General features: G+C 36.1%; 16 protein-coding genes and 7 tRNA genes. 4 read left to right on the forward strand and 19 right to left on the reverse strand.

Annotated elements, in window-relative coordinates; genetic code table 11:
- Positions 1–45: 45 nt before the first annotated feature.
- From D1953_RS16395 to D1953_RS16405, 3 genes are all read right to left on the reverse strand, one after another.
- Positions 46–119, reverse strand: a tRNA-Gly gene (locus D1953_RS16395).
- Between the two features lie 242 nt (positions 120–361).
- Positions 362–1,153, reverse strand: a complete 792-nt coding sequence (locus tag D1953_RS16400) for an HAD family hydrolase (protein ID WP_119118254.1) — start codon at positions 1,151–1,153, stop codon at positions 362–364.
- A gap of 246 nt (positions 1,154–1,399) precedes the next feature.
- Entirely contained in the window at positions 1,400–2,725 is a 1,326-nt protein-coding gene (locus D1953_RS16405; protein WP_119118255.1) for a short-chain fatty acid transporter, read from the reverse strand.
- A gap of 238 nt (positions 2,726–2,963) precedes the next feature.
- Here D1953_RS16405 and D1953_RS16410 point away from each other — a divergent pair, with 238 nt between their 5' ends.
- Positions 2,964–3,878 (forward strand): LysR family transcriptional regulator, encoded by a 915-nt coding sequence (locus D1953_RS16410; RefSeq protein ID WP_119118256.1) that lies wholly within the window; start codon positions 2,964–2,966, stop codon positions 3,876–3,878.
- 128 nt (positions 3,879–4,006) lie between these two features.
- Here D1953_RS16410 and fabG read toward each other — a convergent pair whose 3' ends face one another.
- From fabG to phaQ, 3 genes are all read right to left on the reverse strand, one after another.
- Entirely contained in the window at positions 4,007–4,741 is a 735-nt protein-coding gene (fabG, locus tag D1953_RS16415) for a 3-oxoacyl-ACP reductase FabG (RefSeq protein WP_119118257.1), read from the reverse strand.
- 95 nt (positions 4,742–4,836) lie between these two features.
- Positions 4,837–5,367, reverse strand: coding sequence for a hypothetical protein (locus D1953_RS16420; RefSeq protein WP_119118258.1), 531 nt, complete (start codon positions 5,365–5,367; stop codon positions 4,837–4,839).
- An 81-nt stretch (positions 5,368–5,448) separates the two neighbouring features.
- Complete coding sequence (gene phaQ / locus D1953_RS16425; RefSeq protein WP_119118259.1) at positions 5,449–5,871, reverse strand: poly-beta-hydroxybutyrate-responsive repressor; 423 nt, start codon at positions 5,869–5,871, stop codon at positions 5,449–5,451.
- A gap of 177 nt (positions 5,872–6,048) precedes the next feature.
- Here phaQ and D1953_RS16430 point away from each other — a divergent pair, with 177 nt between their 5' ends.
- The 3 genes from D1953_RS16430 to phaC all read left to right on the forward strand — a co-directional run bounded on the left by D1953_RS16430 (position 6,049) and on the right by phaC (position 8,509).
- On the forward strand, positions 6,049–6,498 hold the full coding sequence (locus tag D1953_RS16430) for a hypothetical protein (protein ID WP_119118260.1): 450 nt from the start codon (positions 6,049–6,051) through the stop codon (positions 6,496–6,498).
- Positions 6,499–6,618: 120 nt separating this feature from the next.
- On the forward strand, positions 6,619–7,362 hold the full coding sequence (locus D1953_RS16435; protein WP_119118261.1) for a 3-oxoacyl-ACP reductase: 744 nt from the start codon (positions 6,619–6,621) through the stop codon (positions 7,360–7,362).
- Positions 7,363–7,414: 52 nt separating this feature from the next.
- On the forward strand, positions 7,415–8,509 hold the full coding sequence (phaC, locus tag D1953_RS16440) for a class III poly(R)-hydroxyalkanoic acid synthase subunit PhaC (RefSeq protein ID WP_119118262.1): 1,095 nt from the start codon (positions 7,415–7,417) through the stop codon (positions 8,507–8,509).
- A gap of 85 nt (positions 8,510–8,594) precedes the next feature.
- Here the strand turns inward: phaC and D1953_RS16445 are convergent, their stop codons facing one another.
- The 13 genes from D1953_RS16445 to D1953_RS16505 form a co-directional block, all read right to left on the reverse strand.
- Complete coding sequence (locus D1953_RS16445) at positions 8,595–9,326, reverse strand: alpha/beta fold hydrolase (RefSeq protein WP_119118263.1); 732 nt, start codon at positions 9,324–9,326, stop codon at positions 8,595–8,597.
- A gap of 468 nt (positions 9,327–9,794) precedes the next feature.
- Complete coding sequence (locus D1953_RS16450) at positions 9,795–10,337, reverse strand: histidine phosphatase family protein (protein ID WP_119118264.1); 543 nt, start codon at positions 10,335–10,337, stop codon at positions 9,795–9,797.
- A gap of 71 nt (positions 10,338–10,408) precedes the next feature.
- Positions 10,409–10,864, reverse strand: coding sequence for a hypothetical protein (locus D1953_RS16455; RefSeq protein WP_119118265.1), 456 nt, complete (start codon positions 10,862–10,864; stop codon positions 10,409–10,411).
- Between the two features lie 169 nt (positions 10,865–11,033).
- Entirely contained in the window at positions 11,034–12,596 is a 1,563-nt protein-coding gene (sdaAA, locus tag D1953_RS22095; protein ID WP_119118266.1) for an L-serine ammonia-lyase, iron-sulfur-dependent, subunit alpha, read from the reverse strand.
- A 949-nt stretch (positions 12,597–13,545) separates the two neighbouring features.
- Positions 13,546–13,845 (reverse strand): PepSY domain-containing protein, encoded by a 300-nt coding sequence (locus D1953_RS16465; protein ID WP_119118267.1) that lies wholly within the window; start codon positions 13,843–13,845, stop codon positions 13,546–13,548.
- Between the two features lie 226 nt (positions 13,846–14,071).
- Positions 14,072–14,641: a DUF6241 domain-containing protein gene (locus tag D1953_RS16470; protein ID WP_142920459.1), complete on the reverse strand. Its 570-nt coding sequence runs from the start codon at positions 14,639–14,641 to the stop codon at positions 14,072–14,074.
- A gap of 223 nt (positions 14,642–14,864) precedes the next feature.
- Positions 14,865–15,509 (reverse strand): hypothetical protein, encoded by a 645-nt coding sequence (locus D1953_RS16475; protein WP_119118269.1) that lies wholly within the window; start codon positions 15,507–15,509, stop codon positions 14,865–14,867.
- Between the two features lie 321 nt (positions 15,510–15,830).
- Positions 15,831–15,912, reverse strand: a tRNA-Leu gene (locus D1953_RS16480).
- Positions 15,913–15,917: 5 nt separating this feature from the next.
- Positions 15,918–15,991: transfer RNA gene (locus tag D1953_RS16485), tRNA-Cys, on the reverse strand.
- Between the two features lie 10 nt (positions 15,992–16,001).
- Positions 16,002–16,076: transfer RNA gene (locus tag D1953_RS16490), tRNA-Gly, on the reverse strand.
- Positions 16,077–16,081: 5 nt separating this feature from the next.
- Positions 16,082–16,156: transfer RNA gene (locus tag D1953_RS16495), tRNA-Gln, on the reverse strand.
- Between the two features lie 11 nt (positions 16,157–16,167).
- A tRNA-His gene (locus D1953_RS16500) sits at positions 16,168–16,243 on the reverse strand.
- Positions 16,244–16,249: 6 nt separating this feature from the next.
- Positions 16,250–16,323, reverse strand: a tRNA-Trp gene (locus tag D1953_RS16505).
- Positions 16,324–16,328 lie beyond the last annotated feature (5 nt).

The following is a 16,328-nucleotide window of genomic DNA, read 5'->3' on the forward strand; positions in this document are numbered from 1 at the left end:
GCTTATCAGGCGTGCGCTCTAACCAGCTGAGCTATAGGCCCATTTTGGAGCGGGTGAAGGGAATCGAACCCTCATCATCAGCTTGGAAGGCTGAGGTTTTACCACTAAACTACACCCGCATTTTGAAGGTTTGTGTTGAACTTTGTCGAATCAACATAAGTAATTATATATTGAAGTTTACGAGAATGCAATAAGTTTATTAAAAATAAAGTAAAATTCACATAAATTTTTGTAAAGCAGATTATCTTCCACATCCTTACTTCGTCACAATGTCACACAAATGGCACATAAAAACGGATTTTAGTGAATTCTCAGCGCAGCTAAAAAAAGACTTCGGCAATCATACCGAAGTCCTTTCCTTTTATTTATTCTTTAGTTCTTCAAGAATCGGATAAAGTTCTTCCAAATGAGTAATTTCATAATCTGGTACAACTTCATTGCGTTCTTTATTATGACGATTAATCCAAACTGATTTAATTCCTGTTCTTGAAGCCCCAAGAATATCTGTCATTAAATTATCTCCGACCATAATAACTTCGTCTTTATTTAGACCAATTCGCTCTAAAGCATGTTCAAAAATCGTTTGATCGGGCTTTCCTCTGCCAAATGCCCCAGAAATGATAATTTCATCGAAATAAGGCACTAATTCAGGCGTAATCGTCAACTTTGTATTTTGTAAATCTGGAGAACCATTTGTTAATAATAATAATTTATATTTACCTTTTAGCTCATCTAACACTGTAAATGTTTCATCATAAATAAAAGGTTTTTTGCGGCGCTCTGCTGGAAAACGCTCTGCGAGTTCCGCTCCAAATGCCTCATCGTCAATCCCTAAAGCCTTTAACCCGCGTGTCCATGCTTCTTTACGATAAGTCGGTACAATCTCTGCCATTCTACGGAAATCATCTGTATCATCTAAGAAATTTCCCCATAGCCCTTCAAAAGGATTAATACCGATCATTTGTGTAAATTCATACGTCTCATATGAAGCATACAGCTCTCTTGCTTCCTTTCGAACCGCTTCTTCAAACTCTTCAACATCTACTCCATATTTCTCTTTTGCCACAAGACATGTTGCTACAAACGCTTCTTTAACACTCTTTTGATCCCACAATAATGTATCATCTAAATCAAAAAATACTGCCTTCACCATAGCTGCAACCTCATTTCTTTCACAATAATCTCACTATTTTAATAATAAACCACACGAATGTGAAAATAAATAACTATTGAAAAAAAGATAGGCGAGCTTCATGAAAGCGATGCAGAAATCCTCCTGCATAATCTCCAAAAAAGACCTCAACATAATCGTTGAAGTCCTTGATAACTCAATCATTCATTTACTATAAGGGCTATATGATATAACCCTTTACATTAACATCATTATCCAACATTTCCATCATAAAAAATAAAAGACGGCAGAAATAAAAATCCCTGTTATACACATGATTACTAAACCATACCCCATAATATCCTTTGCTTTCAAACCGGCAATGGCTAATGCTGGCAATGCATAGAATGGTTGAATCATATTCGTCCAAGCGTCTCCCCATGCAACAGCCATCGCTGTTTTTGGTAAAGAAACTCCTAAATCTTTTGCAGCCTCTAACATAACAGGAGCTTGTACAGCCCACTGTCCTCCACCTGAAGGAACAAAGAAGTTTACCAAACCGGCACTCCATAACGTGAACATATGGAATGTATTCTCATTTGAAATAGATATAAACGCATTAGATAAAATCCCAGCTAGTCCTGAAGCGGTCACAATACCCATTAACCCTGCGTAGAACGGAAACTGAATAATAATTCCACTTGCACTTTTAACCGAACTTGAGATGGCTTCTAAAAATAACCTCGGTGTCTTGTGCAATATTATCCCAATAAAAAGAAAGATAAAGTTCACGATATTAAGATTAATAACAAATCCATTTTTCACGATATAATAGGCTAAAAAAGAAAGGCCTAATAAACCAATAAGCAAAGATAATATCTTACTGTTTTCTAAACGCTCAGCAGGTGTCAGTTCAGCTTGTTCTACTGCACTTGCCTGTACACTATCTACATCTTCTAATAGCTTGCGATTAATTAAAAAAGCTTGTTCTTTTGAAGGCATCATAAATCGGTTTATAATTGGAACTAAAATAAGCAGCCCGATTACAACAATTAAATTAAATGGCGAAAAAAGAGTTTCACTTGTCGGAACAACCCCTATAAGATTCTCCGTAAAGTGACCAGGTGTAGCAATCGTTAATGCAACAGATGAAGATAATCCCCCGCTCCAAATAATAAATCCACTATAGGCACTTGCAATTAACAATCGATAATCGACACCATCGACCTTTTTAGCAATCTCTTTTGCAAACAACGCTCCAATGATTAAACCAAATCCCCAGTTAATCCAGCATGCAATTAGAGCTACAAGAGTAACGAGAATAATAGCTTGTCCCGGTGACTTTGGGATATTGGCTAAGTTTCCTAATAATTTCTTAAAAAATGGACTGCTCGCCATAACATGTCCTGTTACAACAATTAAAACCATTTGCATAGAGAATTCTAATAAATTCCAAAAGCCATCTCCCCAGTAACCTACAATTTGAGCAGGTGTGCTATCTGTCAAAAAAACAGCAAGACCGATGACAAAAAAGGTAAGCACAATAACAAGCAAAAATGGATCAGGCATATACCTTTGCATCAATCTGTTTGAAAATGAAATCATCATCTTCAACTTATTCTCCCCCTTTGTTTATTTACTATAATTTTGTATATAAAAATAAGATGAAGCTGCAAAATAAAAGGTGATAAATCCTCATTCACCATCCAAGAAATTATTAGTAAAATATATTTTAATTATTTGGAAATACTAGAATTATATTACTGGAATAACTTTACTATTTTAGTTATTATAAGTAAAATATAAAAAAAGAATAATAGTTATTAAAAAGATGAATAGAAGGGATTTTTTTATGGAGATTCAACAATTAAAATGCTTAATAGCTGTCGCTGAACATCAAAGTTTCACTAAAGCTTCTTCTCATGTTCATTTATCACAACCATCATTAAGCAAAATCATTAAAAACTTAGAAGAAGAACTACAAGTGACACTATTTGATCGTACAACGCGACAATTAAAGCTTACAGACGCGGGAGAAATTGTATATGATGCGGCTTTAAAGCTTATTTCCACATTAGATGACCTTTCTGGACGTTTAGATGACTTAATGCATATGCCATCAGGTGAAATTAAAATTGGAATACCACCTTTAATCGGAACACTATTTTTCCCTTCCATAGCTATTCCATTTAGAAAGCTTCACCCTAAAATTTCATTAAAATTAGTTGAGTTAGGACCAAAACGTGTAGAAAGTTTAATAGATGAAGAAAAAATTGACTTAGGCATCAGCGTTCTTCCAACTAATACAGAAAAGTTTATTGTCCATCCATTTACGAAAGATGAGTTTGTAATTTATGTCTCTCAACACCATCGACTAGCCGATAGGGATTTTGTAAGCTTACATGAATTACAGGATGAACAGTTTATTATTTTCAACGAACAATTTGCGTTACATGATCGAATAATCCAAGAGTGTCTAAATGCTGGGTTTAGTCCTCAAATTACATACCAAAGCTCTCAATGGGATTTGATTGCCGAGCTTGTTAAAGAAGGTTTAGGTATTACGATTCTTCCAAAATCGGTTTATTCAAAAATAAACCAACATACTATTAAAATGGTCTCTTTAGTCAACCCAACTCTCATGTGGGAATTGGGAGTTATCACAAAAAAGGACTGTTATATCCCATTCGCAGCAAAAAAACTACTCAACTTTTTAGTGAATAATCCAGTCAATCAGTTAAAACAACTTAATAAAAGGTTGGGTTAAACCATATTGTTGATAAAACCATTGGGCTCCTATAACAAAACCTAATAAAAATACGGATATGAAAAAAGCTGCTGTTTTAAGCAGCTCTTTTCATATCCGTATCCATGTAACGGTTATATTTGTAACTACTAAACGACTAATCCGCCATCCACACTTAAAATGGTTCCATTAATATAACCAGCAGCATCCGAAGCTAAAAATAAATAAGCTTCTGCAATATCTTCTGGTGTACCTAGCTTTTTAAGCGGCGTCTTTTCTTTCATGGTATCAATGACTTTTTGCGGTACGGTCGAGACCATATCCGTTGCAATGAAGCCTGGTGCTATAGCATTCACACGAATCCCTTTTGGACCAAACTCTTTTGCCCAACCTTTAGTCATCCCAATAACACCTGCTTTTGTGGCCACATAATTACTTTGACCAATATTTCCATATATTCCAACTACAGAAGAGGCATTTAAAATAACCCCTGATTTTTGATCCAACATAAATGGAGCAACAGCCTTCGTACATTTAAAGACACCTGACAAATTAACAGCAAGTACCTTTTCCCAAGCCTCTTCACTCATCTTTACAAGAAATCCATCATTTGTAATCCCTGCGTTATTAATCAAAATATCTATTCTGCCATATGTATCAATTGTTGATTGAACCATCGCTTCTACTTGTGCAGTATTCGTTACATCGACTTGAAAGAAGCTTACGTCATTACTTCCAAGGTCCGCTAATGTAGCTTGACCAGCAGCCTGGTCATAATCACAGATTACTACTTTAGCACCTTCTTCAAGAAATTTTTTGGCTGTTACTTTTCCGATCCCTCTCGCACCACCTGTAATGATGGCCACTTTTCCCGCTAACTTCACAGCCTTGCACCTCTTTTCTTAATCTTTATAAAGTGGGAGGACACTAAATCCTCCCACTCTACTTTTTTGATTATTCCATTGGCACGTTACTTAAATTAAATTTTATAAAGACTCAACGCTAGTTTTGTATTAGATTCCACTAAATCAACAAACCCTTTTTGAGCTGATTTCAATTGATTTAAGAAGTTTTCACGAAGACTTTGTTGTTGAGTGATTCCTTTTTTAATAGAATCTTGTAATTGATCTTGAGATTGATTTAAAAGGTTAAAAGTTTCTTTCAAAGGAGCTACTGTTAGCTGCTGAACACGAAGGCTCACTTCATCAAAGTGCTCATTCCATTTATCAAAAGTCTCCCCTGCTTCTTCACCGTAAAGCGTTTGAATATTTTTCTTTCCTACTATACGAAGTTCCTCAACTAATTTCTTTTGTTCTTGTTCAATTCTTGTAAAATCTTCCGTCAATTTCTCCCACACCTCTCTTTGATATCCGATTGCTTGAATTGACACATTCTCCACCTCTTTTTGCGAAGCATGAATTGTATTCAAACTATTTGTCCAGCTGTCTAGCAAAGAATCACCTAAATTACGAGAATCCTTATTATTTTGATCTTTTTTATTTACTGCCATGATAAAAACCTCCTAAAAGTAGAAATTTATTGTGATTGCAGGAATACTGCAAGTTCACTTTATAAGTACATACAACAAACATTAATTCTCCTCTTTATCATCATCGCGTTGTGATAAAGATGTAGGGAGGAACATATCCATATAGATAGTAAAAAAGCGATTTAATATGGATTGGTATTGCGTAAGCGAATCAGTGCAAGTTTGCAAATACGCCTCACCAGCCTCTGTTAATGAATAAATTCGCTTAGCTGGTCCCCCTGTTGACATATCCCATTCAGATTTCACCATGTTCTCTTTTTCTAGCTTTCTTAATGTTCGATACACATTTCCTTGATCTACAGATGTAAATCCAAATCGGCTTAACTCTTGAATTAATTTGTAACCATGTAAATTCCAACCTCGAAGACTTAACAGCAGAACAGGTATCATCAAATTTTTGGGCATATTGTTCATCATATCTTTGGATGTTGAGTCTATAGAAGTATTTTGCTTATCTGTTGTCATCTTGTATCACCCACTCAATATGTTAAATAGTCTCTATGTGTAATTTACACCTATGTGTTCCAATTGTCAATTAGTTTTGGTAAATATTTAAATTTTTACCTTTCCTTATTTTGGTTTAATTGTTATTATAGACTTGTAATATATTTCAAACAAAACTCATAGACGGGGAGAGGGCATATGAATCAGCAAAAAAACTTAAACCCATTTGAATTGTGGAAAGACTTTTTTAATCAAAGCAGTAACATCATTGATGAAAATCTGAAAGACGAATCAACTTCTAAGGTGATGGGGCAAGTTCTTGAGATGAATCTTCTATATAAGAAGATGTTAGATGAAACAACAGAACAGTATTTCGAGCAAGTTAATATTCCAACTCGCACTGATCTGTCAAACATCTCAGCCCTAATCATCAACGTGGATTCAAAAGTGGATGATTTAGAAGATTTAGTTGAAGAAACTGCCTCTACTTTAGTGAGCCAGGCAGAATTAAAGCGAGAAATGACAGATGTTAAGAATAAAATTAAAACCCTAGACAATAAACTTAATGAAATTATTACTTTATTAACAAAAGAAACTACTACTAATAAAGTAGCCAGCAAAGAAACAACTAAGGTACAGCAAGGGTAATTAATTAATCTATAAAGATGCCAGCAAAGAAACAACTAAGGTACAGCAAGGGTAATTAATTAATCTATAAAGATGGTTTACTATCTTTATATACATAGTAACTAAAAGGAGACTAACAAAATGACAGATTTAACTAACAAAGTAGCGATCGTTACAGGCGGCAGCCGCGGAATTGGTGCAGCAATCGCACTAGAATTGGCAAAAAATGGAGCTAAAGTTGTTATTAACTATAACCGCAGTGCGGGATCAGCTGAGCAAGTCATTGAAAGCATTAAAAAGATTGGCGGAGAAGCTTATGCGGTTCAAGCAGATGTTTCGAATTCAGAAGAGTCAGAGAATTTAATAAAAGAAACTATTAATCACTTTGGTAAATTAGATATTCTTATCAATAACGCCGGAATTACAAGAGATAGCACATTCAAGAAGCTAAGTGAGGAAGATTGGAGAACTGTTATTGATGTTAACTTAAACAGCGTTTACAATACTTCTTCTATTGCTCTTCCATATCTTTTAGAGTCAGATGCAGGAAGAATCATTAACATTTCTTCCATTATTGGACAAGCTGGAGGCTTCGGACAAACAAACTATGCTGCAGCAAAAGCTGGAATTATTGGGTATACAAAATCTCTTGCTTTAGAACTTGCAAAAAGCAATGTAACAGTAAACTCTATCTGCCCAGGATTTATTGACACAGAGATGGTTCAAGAAATTCCAGAGAATATTCGTGAAAATATTGTCGCTAAAATTCCAGCACGTCGTTTTGGACAACCGGAAGAAATTGCACGTGGAGTAGTTTTCTTATGTAAAGACGGTGGATATATTACAGGTCAGCAGTTAAATATTAATGGCGGACTTTATATGTAATTCTTTGAACATCCTATAAAGCTCTTCATACTACAACGAAAGGTGTGGAACAATGAGTAACACTAGTTTAAAAGAATGGACAGAATTTGCTAATTTAGCCTTAGTACCTGAGGAGGTTAAGAGCCAATATGAACGCTTCACGAAAGCAACGAACGTATTGGTAAGAGAACCTGAACCAGAAGTAGGCCAATCACCGAAAGAAGTGATTTGGACTAGAAATAAAGCAAAGCTATATCGCTACACATCTGAGCAGCCCCGAAAGCATGCTGTTCCAATTCTGCTTGTTTATGCATTAATCAATAAGCCATATATTCTAGATTTAACAAAAGGAAGCAGTTTTGTTGAATACTTAGTTGACCGCGGCTTTGATGTTTATTTACTTGATTGGGGTACACCAGGATACGAAGACAAAAATATGAAAATGGATGACTATGTTCTAGATTATATTCCTCGTGCTGTTCGAAAAGTATTGAAAGCATCCAATGCAAAAGAGGTTTCAATTATGGGTTACTGTATGGGCGGAACACTGACATCTATCTTCGCTGCTCTTCACCCTGAATTGCCAATTCGCAACATCGTATTTATGACGAGCCCATTTGATTTTGAAGATACGGGCTTATATGGTTCTTTCCTTGATGAGCGATATTTTGATGTCGATAAAGTCGTTGATACTTTAGGAAATGTTCCACCAGAAATGATTGATTTCGGAAACAAAATGTTAAAACCGATGGCAAACTTCTACGGACCTTATATTAGTCTAGTAGATCGTGCTGACAATGAACAGTTTATCAAGAGCTGGAAGCTTATACAAAAATGGGTAGGCGATGGTATTCCGTTCCCAGGTGAAGCTTACCGTCAATGGATTAGAGACTTCTATCAACAAAATAAGCTAATTAAAGGAGAACTTGTCATCCGTGGTCGTAAAGTTGATTTAAAAAATATCAAGGCAAATGTTCTTAATTTAGCAGCTGAAAAGGATAATATTGCTCAACCACATCAAGTAGAAGCATTGATGAATGTTATCTCTAGCAAGGATAAAAAGTATGTGCTTCTTCCTACTGGACATGCATCTGTAGCATTTGGACCTAAAGCTTCCAAAATCACTTACCCAACTGTTGCAGATTGGTTAGAAAAACGCTCATCATAAAGCGCTGAGCTCATCTGAATAAAAATAAAACAAGGGACAAAGTCATATTGTACTTGTCTCTTGTTTTTTTAAGCACTTGATTGAATTACGCACATGATTTTAAAAAATCCGTAACGTATTGATTAAAAAGTTCCTTCTGTTCGATATTACTTAAGTGCCCGGCATTTTTTAAAATCGCTGAATGCGCTTTCCTTAAAAACGCTTTCATTAAATAAATATTTACAGACGGTGTCACTTTATCATGCGTGCTTCCAATTAGTAATACAGGTTTTTGTATAGTAGGAAGCATTGAAAAGTAATTAACCCCAATTGGAGCTTTAGCTGCTTCAATATATGTGTCTCGTATATGAAAAGCCTTCTTAGCCTCCTCTTTGTACACTTCATCATACAGCCCTCTTGTCACAATATGTTCAATTAAATCCTCTTCACCTTTTTGAAGAAGCTTAGATGATTCATTAACAATACTGCTAGCTAATATAGATGGAACATAAGAGGTTGTATTCGAAAGAATAAGCCCTTTTACTAAATCCGGACGCTGCTTATATAGTTCCTGTGCAACAATTCCACCTAAGGAAAATCCACATATAAACGCTGACGGAATCTCTAAATACTCCAATAAATCAATAATATCTAATGCGAAGTTCCCAATGGTAAGGCTTTCATTAATTTCCGTTTCTCCGTGACCTCTCATATCTGGAATGACTAATCTATACTGATTTGCTAAATCATGCTGCGGGATCCAAGCTTCCTTCTTGCTCCCTAAACCATGTATAAATACAACTGGCGTTCCTGTACCTAAATCGTTGTACTTTAACATTTTCAGTCCACCTTTCAAATGATGAGGCTTTAAAAATGAGTGTGGTCGAACTAGCTCTGTAAACGTTCTCACATTTACTTTCCAACTTCCATTACTCAACTCACCTTTTATATTGTATTACCAACGTAACTAAACCGTTAATTTCCTTTTTATTATTTTATTGTAGAACCGACGAAATAATTTATAAAAAATGTCTCAAATTCATAATTTCTTAAAGATGAAGATATTCTCGTTATTTAGAATATCCAAAAAACACCCAAATTATAATCGTATTTATAATAAAATATAATTATTCCCTTATTCTAACCCAAATACAAAAAACGTCTCCCTACAAATTAATATAGAAAGACGTTATAAAATAGCGATTAAAAGAAAAACGATTCCTTCATATTGAGGCAGATATTGACGAGGGCAGTTACATTGAACAAATTTCCATATAAATGATCGACGCTCTCCTTATGTCAAAAACTACACGTTTTCCTTCTCAAATATATACAATTGTCCATTATTCGCCACTTTAAACTTCGGACCCTTAAATCCTCGGTTTAGTAATTCCTTCCGTATATAAATCATAATGGCTGCATGACTGACGATTAAAACATCCTCCTCGCCACTCTTTATTATCTCATCAAACACTCGTTTAATCTTCTCTTTTGTTTTTCGAATATCTGAACGAGTATCCTTTTTTAAGTAAGCAAAAAAACGAACCCTAATTGCCCAGAAAAGAAAAGGCAATTTAATTTTCCCATTAAAAGTAGGAGCTGGGATTTCACAAAGGTCATCAAGATGTATAATCTCCCCTTGATAAATATGCTGTGCCGTCTTAACAGCTCGCGGCAGCGTACTTGAATAGCACTGTTTCCATTCAATATTTCCTAAGTCACATTTCATATATTCAATATCTGCCACATCATATTCATCAAACCACTTTTTTAAATCCGCTGGTGTCGCCATCTTGCCTTTTGGCAAATCCTTTTGGACTTTAAAATGTCGTACTAAACCAATTTTCATTTCTCTTTCCCCTGTTCTTTAAACGAATAATTTATCTATATGATTAGACGTATGATGTGGTTTCTCTATTTCTACTCACTGACTATAGCTAACTCTTGAATGCTGCATATTTTTCTAAATCTGTATTTCCCACTGGGATCTGTAAATTGATAATCATTTAATAATTTCTCCAAGGCCCCTTTTAATTGTTCCTCAGTGACATAAGTGTTTATTTCTTTTCTCCAATTCTCATTTTCTATTAGAACAGTATATGGAATAGTCGTTAATACTTCCTCATAAATTCCAATTCTCTCATCAATTCCAAAGCTAGAATAGATACTCTCACCTTGCTCCGCATAAATATAATCGGACTCTAGCTCCTCTACTAACACCTCAACAAATGCTTTTACAGGCTTCACCCGAATTTCTGCCTTCGCCTTTACTTGATTAATGCGTTTATCTTGAATCCCCATCATTAACTGGACATACACTGGTCCATACATCTGCTCAATATTTTCAACCAATTCTTCTTCTGACTGAAATAACATCTGCCATACCTCCTCGACTTCTCTTAATTATATAATAAATTACATCGGTAAAAAGTAAACAAACTCCACACAATTTAGTGTGAAGTCTGTTTTTTTTCCTAGTTGATAACACTTAATCAATCCTTAAGTTTTTTCATTTTAGAAAACTACTTAATAATCTTCTAGGGAGTTAATTAGTTTGAACCAATACAATTTCGTCAATAATCGGAATCTCTTTTTTTAATAAAGACGAGAGAGTCGCTTCGATTTTATTGTCGATTTCACAAACTGTTATGGCAGCACCATTGATTTTTGACCGTTCATTTGCCATACGGGCGATATTAAATCCATTTTGGTAAAGAAACCTCGATAATTCAGCAATAAATCCTGTTCGGTCGGTATGGCGAATCACAAGTGTTGGCCGTTCTCCTGAAAATTTTAATGGATAGTCATCGAATTCCTGAACCTCTACTTTACCACCGCCTAAAGAGCTGGCCAATACCTTGACAGTACGTGAAGCCCCTGTCAATTCTACGAGAACTGTATTCGGATGATAGCTTCCAAGCACTCGTTTCGTGAATTCGTATTGTAAACTATTTTCTTCAGCAATTTTTTTGGCATTTGGAATGCCCTCATCCATTGTAGATAACCCAAGAACACCTGATAATAGAGCTAAGTCTGTTCCATGACCTTGATAGGTTTCAGCGAAAGAACCCATCAGCGAGAAATTCACATATAATGGAGTTTCGTTTAATAACTGGCGGGCAATGTTCCCGATTCGGACAGCTCCAGCTGTATGCGAACTTGAAGGACCAACCATTACGGGACCGATAATCTCATACGCACTTTGATATTTTGCTGGCCCACAGCCGCTAGTTTTTTTGCTTAGAATCTGTTTTTTTAATTTTTTCCCTGTGGGAGTTCCGGCAAGACCGCCTATCCCAGTTTCTCTCAACGATTCGGGCATTTGCTGTCCTACTTCATGCATCACATGAATGACTTCATCTGCAGGAATGACGCTGGCTACCCCAGCTAAAGCCATATCTGCCGCAGCTTGAGCGGTAATCGCATGTAAACCGTTGCGAATGATACAAGGAATTTCCACCAGTCCAGCAACGGGATCACAAACCAACCCTAGTGAATTTTTCAAAGCAATTCCGATGGCATTTCCAACCTGCATCGGTGTTCCGCCGGCAAGCTCAACTAGGGTACCTGCTGCCATAGCGGTTGCTGATCCAACTTCAGCCTGGCACCCGCCAGCAGCCCCTGATATTGAAGCTTTATTTGCAATTACTAAGCCAAGGGCAGAGGCAGTGAATATTGACCGTACAATCTGCTCACGTGTAAACTTTCCACTGTCAAGGGCGTGAACAAGTACAGCTGGCAAAATTCCCGCTGAACCAGCTGTTGGCGTCGCCACAATCCGTCCCATTGCCGCATTTACTTCTGATACCGCAAACGCATTCGCTGCGGCATTTAATGTGATAGGATTGATAAAGGAATTCCCCTCTTTAGCATATTGATAAAGGCGGTTTCCATCCCCTCCTGTTAAACCAGTACGTGACATAACGGGACTCAGTGTCCCTCTGCGTACAGCTTCTTCCATCACTGTAAATTGTTCCGACATTTTTTTGATAATTATTTCCCTAGGATAACCTGTCTGATGTACCTCAGTTTTTATCATTAATTCTGAAATGGTTGTTTTCTCTTGATTTGCAAGTTCAATTAATTCTTTTAAACTTGTAAAAGACATGTGATCACTCCTAAAAAAGAATGTCTCTATGCCAGATGCATAAAGAACCGCTCTCTTTATTTACTCTTATCCAAGACATTCTATTATAACAGCTGCCATGGCTTTTGCTACGATTATTAAGGTATCTTCGTTAATGGAAATATCCCCCTTTCGTTAAGGTTCGGATTATTCCTTGATTCTATTCCAGTTCTTTTCGTACTGCCGAGGTGTTTCAGGGAACCTTTTTTCCTTCAATACGCTTTCAAGTACAATCTTCAAGTAGCTATCCCTCAGTAAATAAGAACTTCACGAACGAAATTCTACACTCTACTTTAACCATCAATTAGGAATAATACAGTCTTCTTCACATGTCCCCAATTTTATAAAATTTTGTTGTGTTTCTCTAAAGGAAACATGAAGCCCATTACAATGTACACGATTAAATTTTTTAACCCATTACTAGATCTATATAGTGACCTTTAGTTTCTCATTTTTCTTATGTGTCTTTAATTCGATTTCGAAATATCCTTTACTGTTCGCAACAACCTTCATTTTCCTTTCATACATAGATATGTTATTCTATGAAAATAAAATCTAGAAGGAATAGATAGCTACCCTTTTTTAAATCTTTGATGTTCTTTACCTAAGCAAAACTAAAAAGAAACACAAAAGACGCCTCCACATTAACCGTAGAGACGTCTTTTGACGTTGATATTACCTAATACTCGTTGTAATAACTTTTAGCCTATTGAACCGGTGGTCGGGGTCGAACTGGTACTCCCGAAGGAATACGATTTTGAGTCGAGTTTTCAATTTAGTTATTAAGTATTTAATCGGCTCCACACCGAGATATTAACGTTCCTTCAACATTAAATTATAAGGATTACTGAAACACCTCATACAAATGAATCGATCTTTTTATTTTTATCCTTTTCAATTGAAGCCTCTGTTAGTTTAGGAGTAGATAGTTTTAATCATGGTTATAGTTGTTATGGTTGTTATAATCATGGTTGTGAGGATTATCAAAATCATCATCATTTTCTTGTTCAATCTTTAAGATTTTTCCTGTCTTTGCGAGTATCTCTACTTCAACTATTCTGCCTTGTGATGTCATAATGAAGACTTCATAAACTAAAACACCATTTTCTAAATCCATGTCTACATGCAGAACTCTCCCAGGTACTCTTTGAAGGGCAATTGCTTGTGCTTGTTGTAAAGTAATTTGTTGTCTATACATAGGCTGATTATTGTAATAGAAATTTTCATACATTGAAAACATCCTCCTCATCAAAAATGCAACTAATTTATCCATATGTTCTGGACAAATTATCGGTGCATTTAAGTTAAAGAAGATAAGAAGCCTATTAACCATCATCTAATGCCTATCTTCGGACATAAAAACTACTCAAATTAATCAGTGCTCTCTTGAGGTCTAAATAATTCACCATTTTTCACATAAAAAAGGCAAAAATAAGCCTTGCCGGACTATGCAAGACTCATTTAAAGTTATTTTCAATAAATTTAGCTTCTTCTTCCTCGCTCAGTTTTCCGTAGGCTTTACCAATCGTTCCATTTTGTAATTCCCAAAAATAATTGTGGTCTTGAACGACAGCATCAAAGTCTTCTCGTTTCCATTTTTTCAAGATATTTAAGAGACTGTCTTCATTCTTAAAATCATTGGCTTCAACTATAGCCATTACTTCATCGATATTAGAAGAAGTCATCTGAACTGCTCCCCACTTATCCTCAGAGGCAACTTTCTGATGTGTCATTTTATGCATAACAGAGATTACTTCATATTCTCCTGAATCATCAGTTAGTCCAGTTTTAGAAGTTGCTCCACCGATTCTAGCAGTTTGTTCTTCAGCCTTTTTCTTTTCTTCTTTAAGTTGTTCGTACTTACTTCCAGACATTTCAGCAGACTTTGCTGATTCATAATCATGTGCATTTTCTAAAATCTTGTAGGAAACAAGACCTCCAACAATTATTAAGCCAGTAGCAATTATAGTGAATTTTTTGAATTTTTGTTTCATGGTTAATTCTCCGATTATGTTTATTTTAGCCACAACAAATCCCCAACAAAAGTTGAGTTATCTATTAATCTCTATACTCATTACATTAACATAACTAGGGAACAAGTACACAGATATATGCAATTGATTGAATGCTTATGTTGTTATTCTTCAAATAATAAAAAAAGCCTAGCAAGAAAAAGTAAACTCCCGGGGACCAGGGATTTATTCCCATACACTTTCCCATTACTGACCAGTTATTTAGTTTCCAAGAAAATCAAAATGGATCTTCATAACCTATTTCTTCATCAGTAAAAGTTGCTGTCCAATTGCCTTCTGGATCAAATCTTTTTCTACCATTTTCATCTCTATCAACATGCTCATATCCATTCATACCAGTATGTAAGCCATAAAGGATTCTATAGGTTAAGTAGATATCTCCACCATTTTCATAATCAAACCCTGTCCTTATTTCTCCTAAAGCCATATACAAATCTCTATCAAGATTGGCATTCTTCGTCGGTAACAAAGCTTCAATTTCATTAGCTCTTTTTTCCACTTCTAATTTGACTTCTTCAGTTAGCCAAGCATCTTCTTTACCTAAGTCTAACATTGGATCATTTGGATCTGCATTTCGAGATTCGTAGAAGTAATTGTTGTTTACAATCTTGTCAAAGTACTCGAAATTATCTTTAACCATTTCTTTGATTTCTGGTGTGATTGCTTTCTCACGCGAAACAGAATCTTGGAAACCATCTGAGTAATCGGACTGCTCAGATTCTACTGATTCAGAAACTTTTACCGACTTATTTGCTTCGTTTGTTTCCTGTACTTCAGCCACTTCTGATTTTTCTTCTTGCATACAAGTACTAAGCAAACCAATCGAAATAAAACCTGCTGCTAAAATTAAATTTTTCTTCATGCGATTTTCCCCTTTATTTTTTATATCTCACACAACTGTGGATGTTCCAAAGATAGCTAAAGAGGCAACTAAACCCATGCATCAATGTATTTTAAGACCTTTTTTCACCTCAGAAATTACTATTTATATCTGTAATTTTTACATTGATAATCTTCAAGTCATCATCTGAAAATTGCCCTTTTCTTGCCATATTGTCTCCCCCAAGCATAAGATTCGAAGCATACGATTTTAGCTAATTTCAGTCGTGCTGAAGATAAAAAAAGACCTTCAACATGAAATGTTGAAGATCTTGATAAATAAGGATTGGCGCCTTATTTATGATACCGGTGGCCGGGGTCGAACCGGCACTCCCGAAGGAACACGATTTTGAGTCGTGCGCGTCTGCCAATTCCGCCACACCGGCATTATTGGAGGCAGCACCCGGATTTGAACCGGGGATAAAGGTTTTGCAGACCTCTGCCTTACCACTTGGCTATGCTGCCGAACTCTTCTTGGAGCGGAAGACGGGATTCGAACCCGCGACCCCAACCTTGGCAAGGTTGTATTCTACCACTGAACTACTTCCGCAAAAATGGCTGGGCTAGAAGGATTCGAACCTTCGCATGACGGAATCAAAATCCGCTGCCTTACCGCTTGGCTATAGCCCATAAACGCTTTATGGGGCGGCTGATGGGAATCGAACCCACGAATGTCGGAACCACAATCCGATGCGTTAACCACTTCGCCACAGCCGCCATAATTGGCAGGGGTAGTAGGAATCGAACCCACACTGAAGGTTTTGGAGACCTTAGTTCTACCTTTAAACTATACCCCTATAAA

This window comes from Peribacillus asahii, from assembly GCF_003570725.1.
In the GTDB taxonomy this organism is placed as follows: Bacteria; Bacillota; Bacilli; order Bacillales; family DSM-1321; genus Peribacillus; species Peribacillus asahii.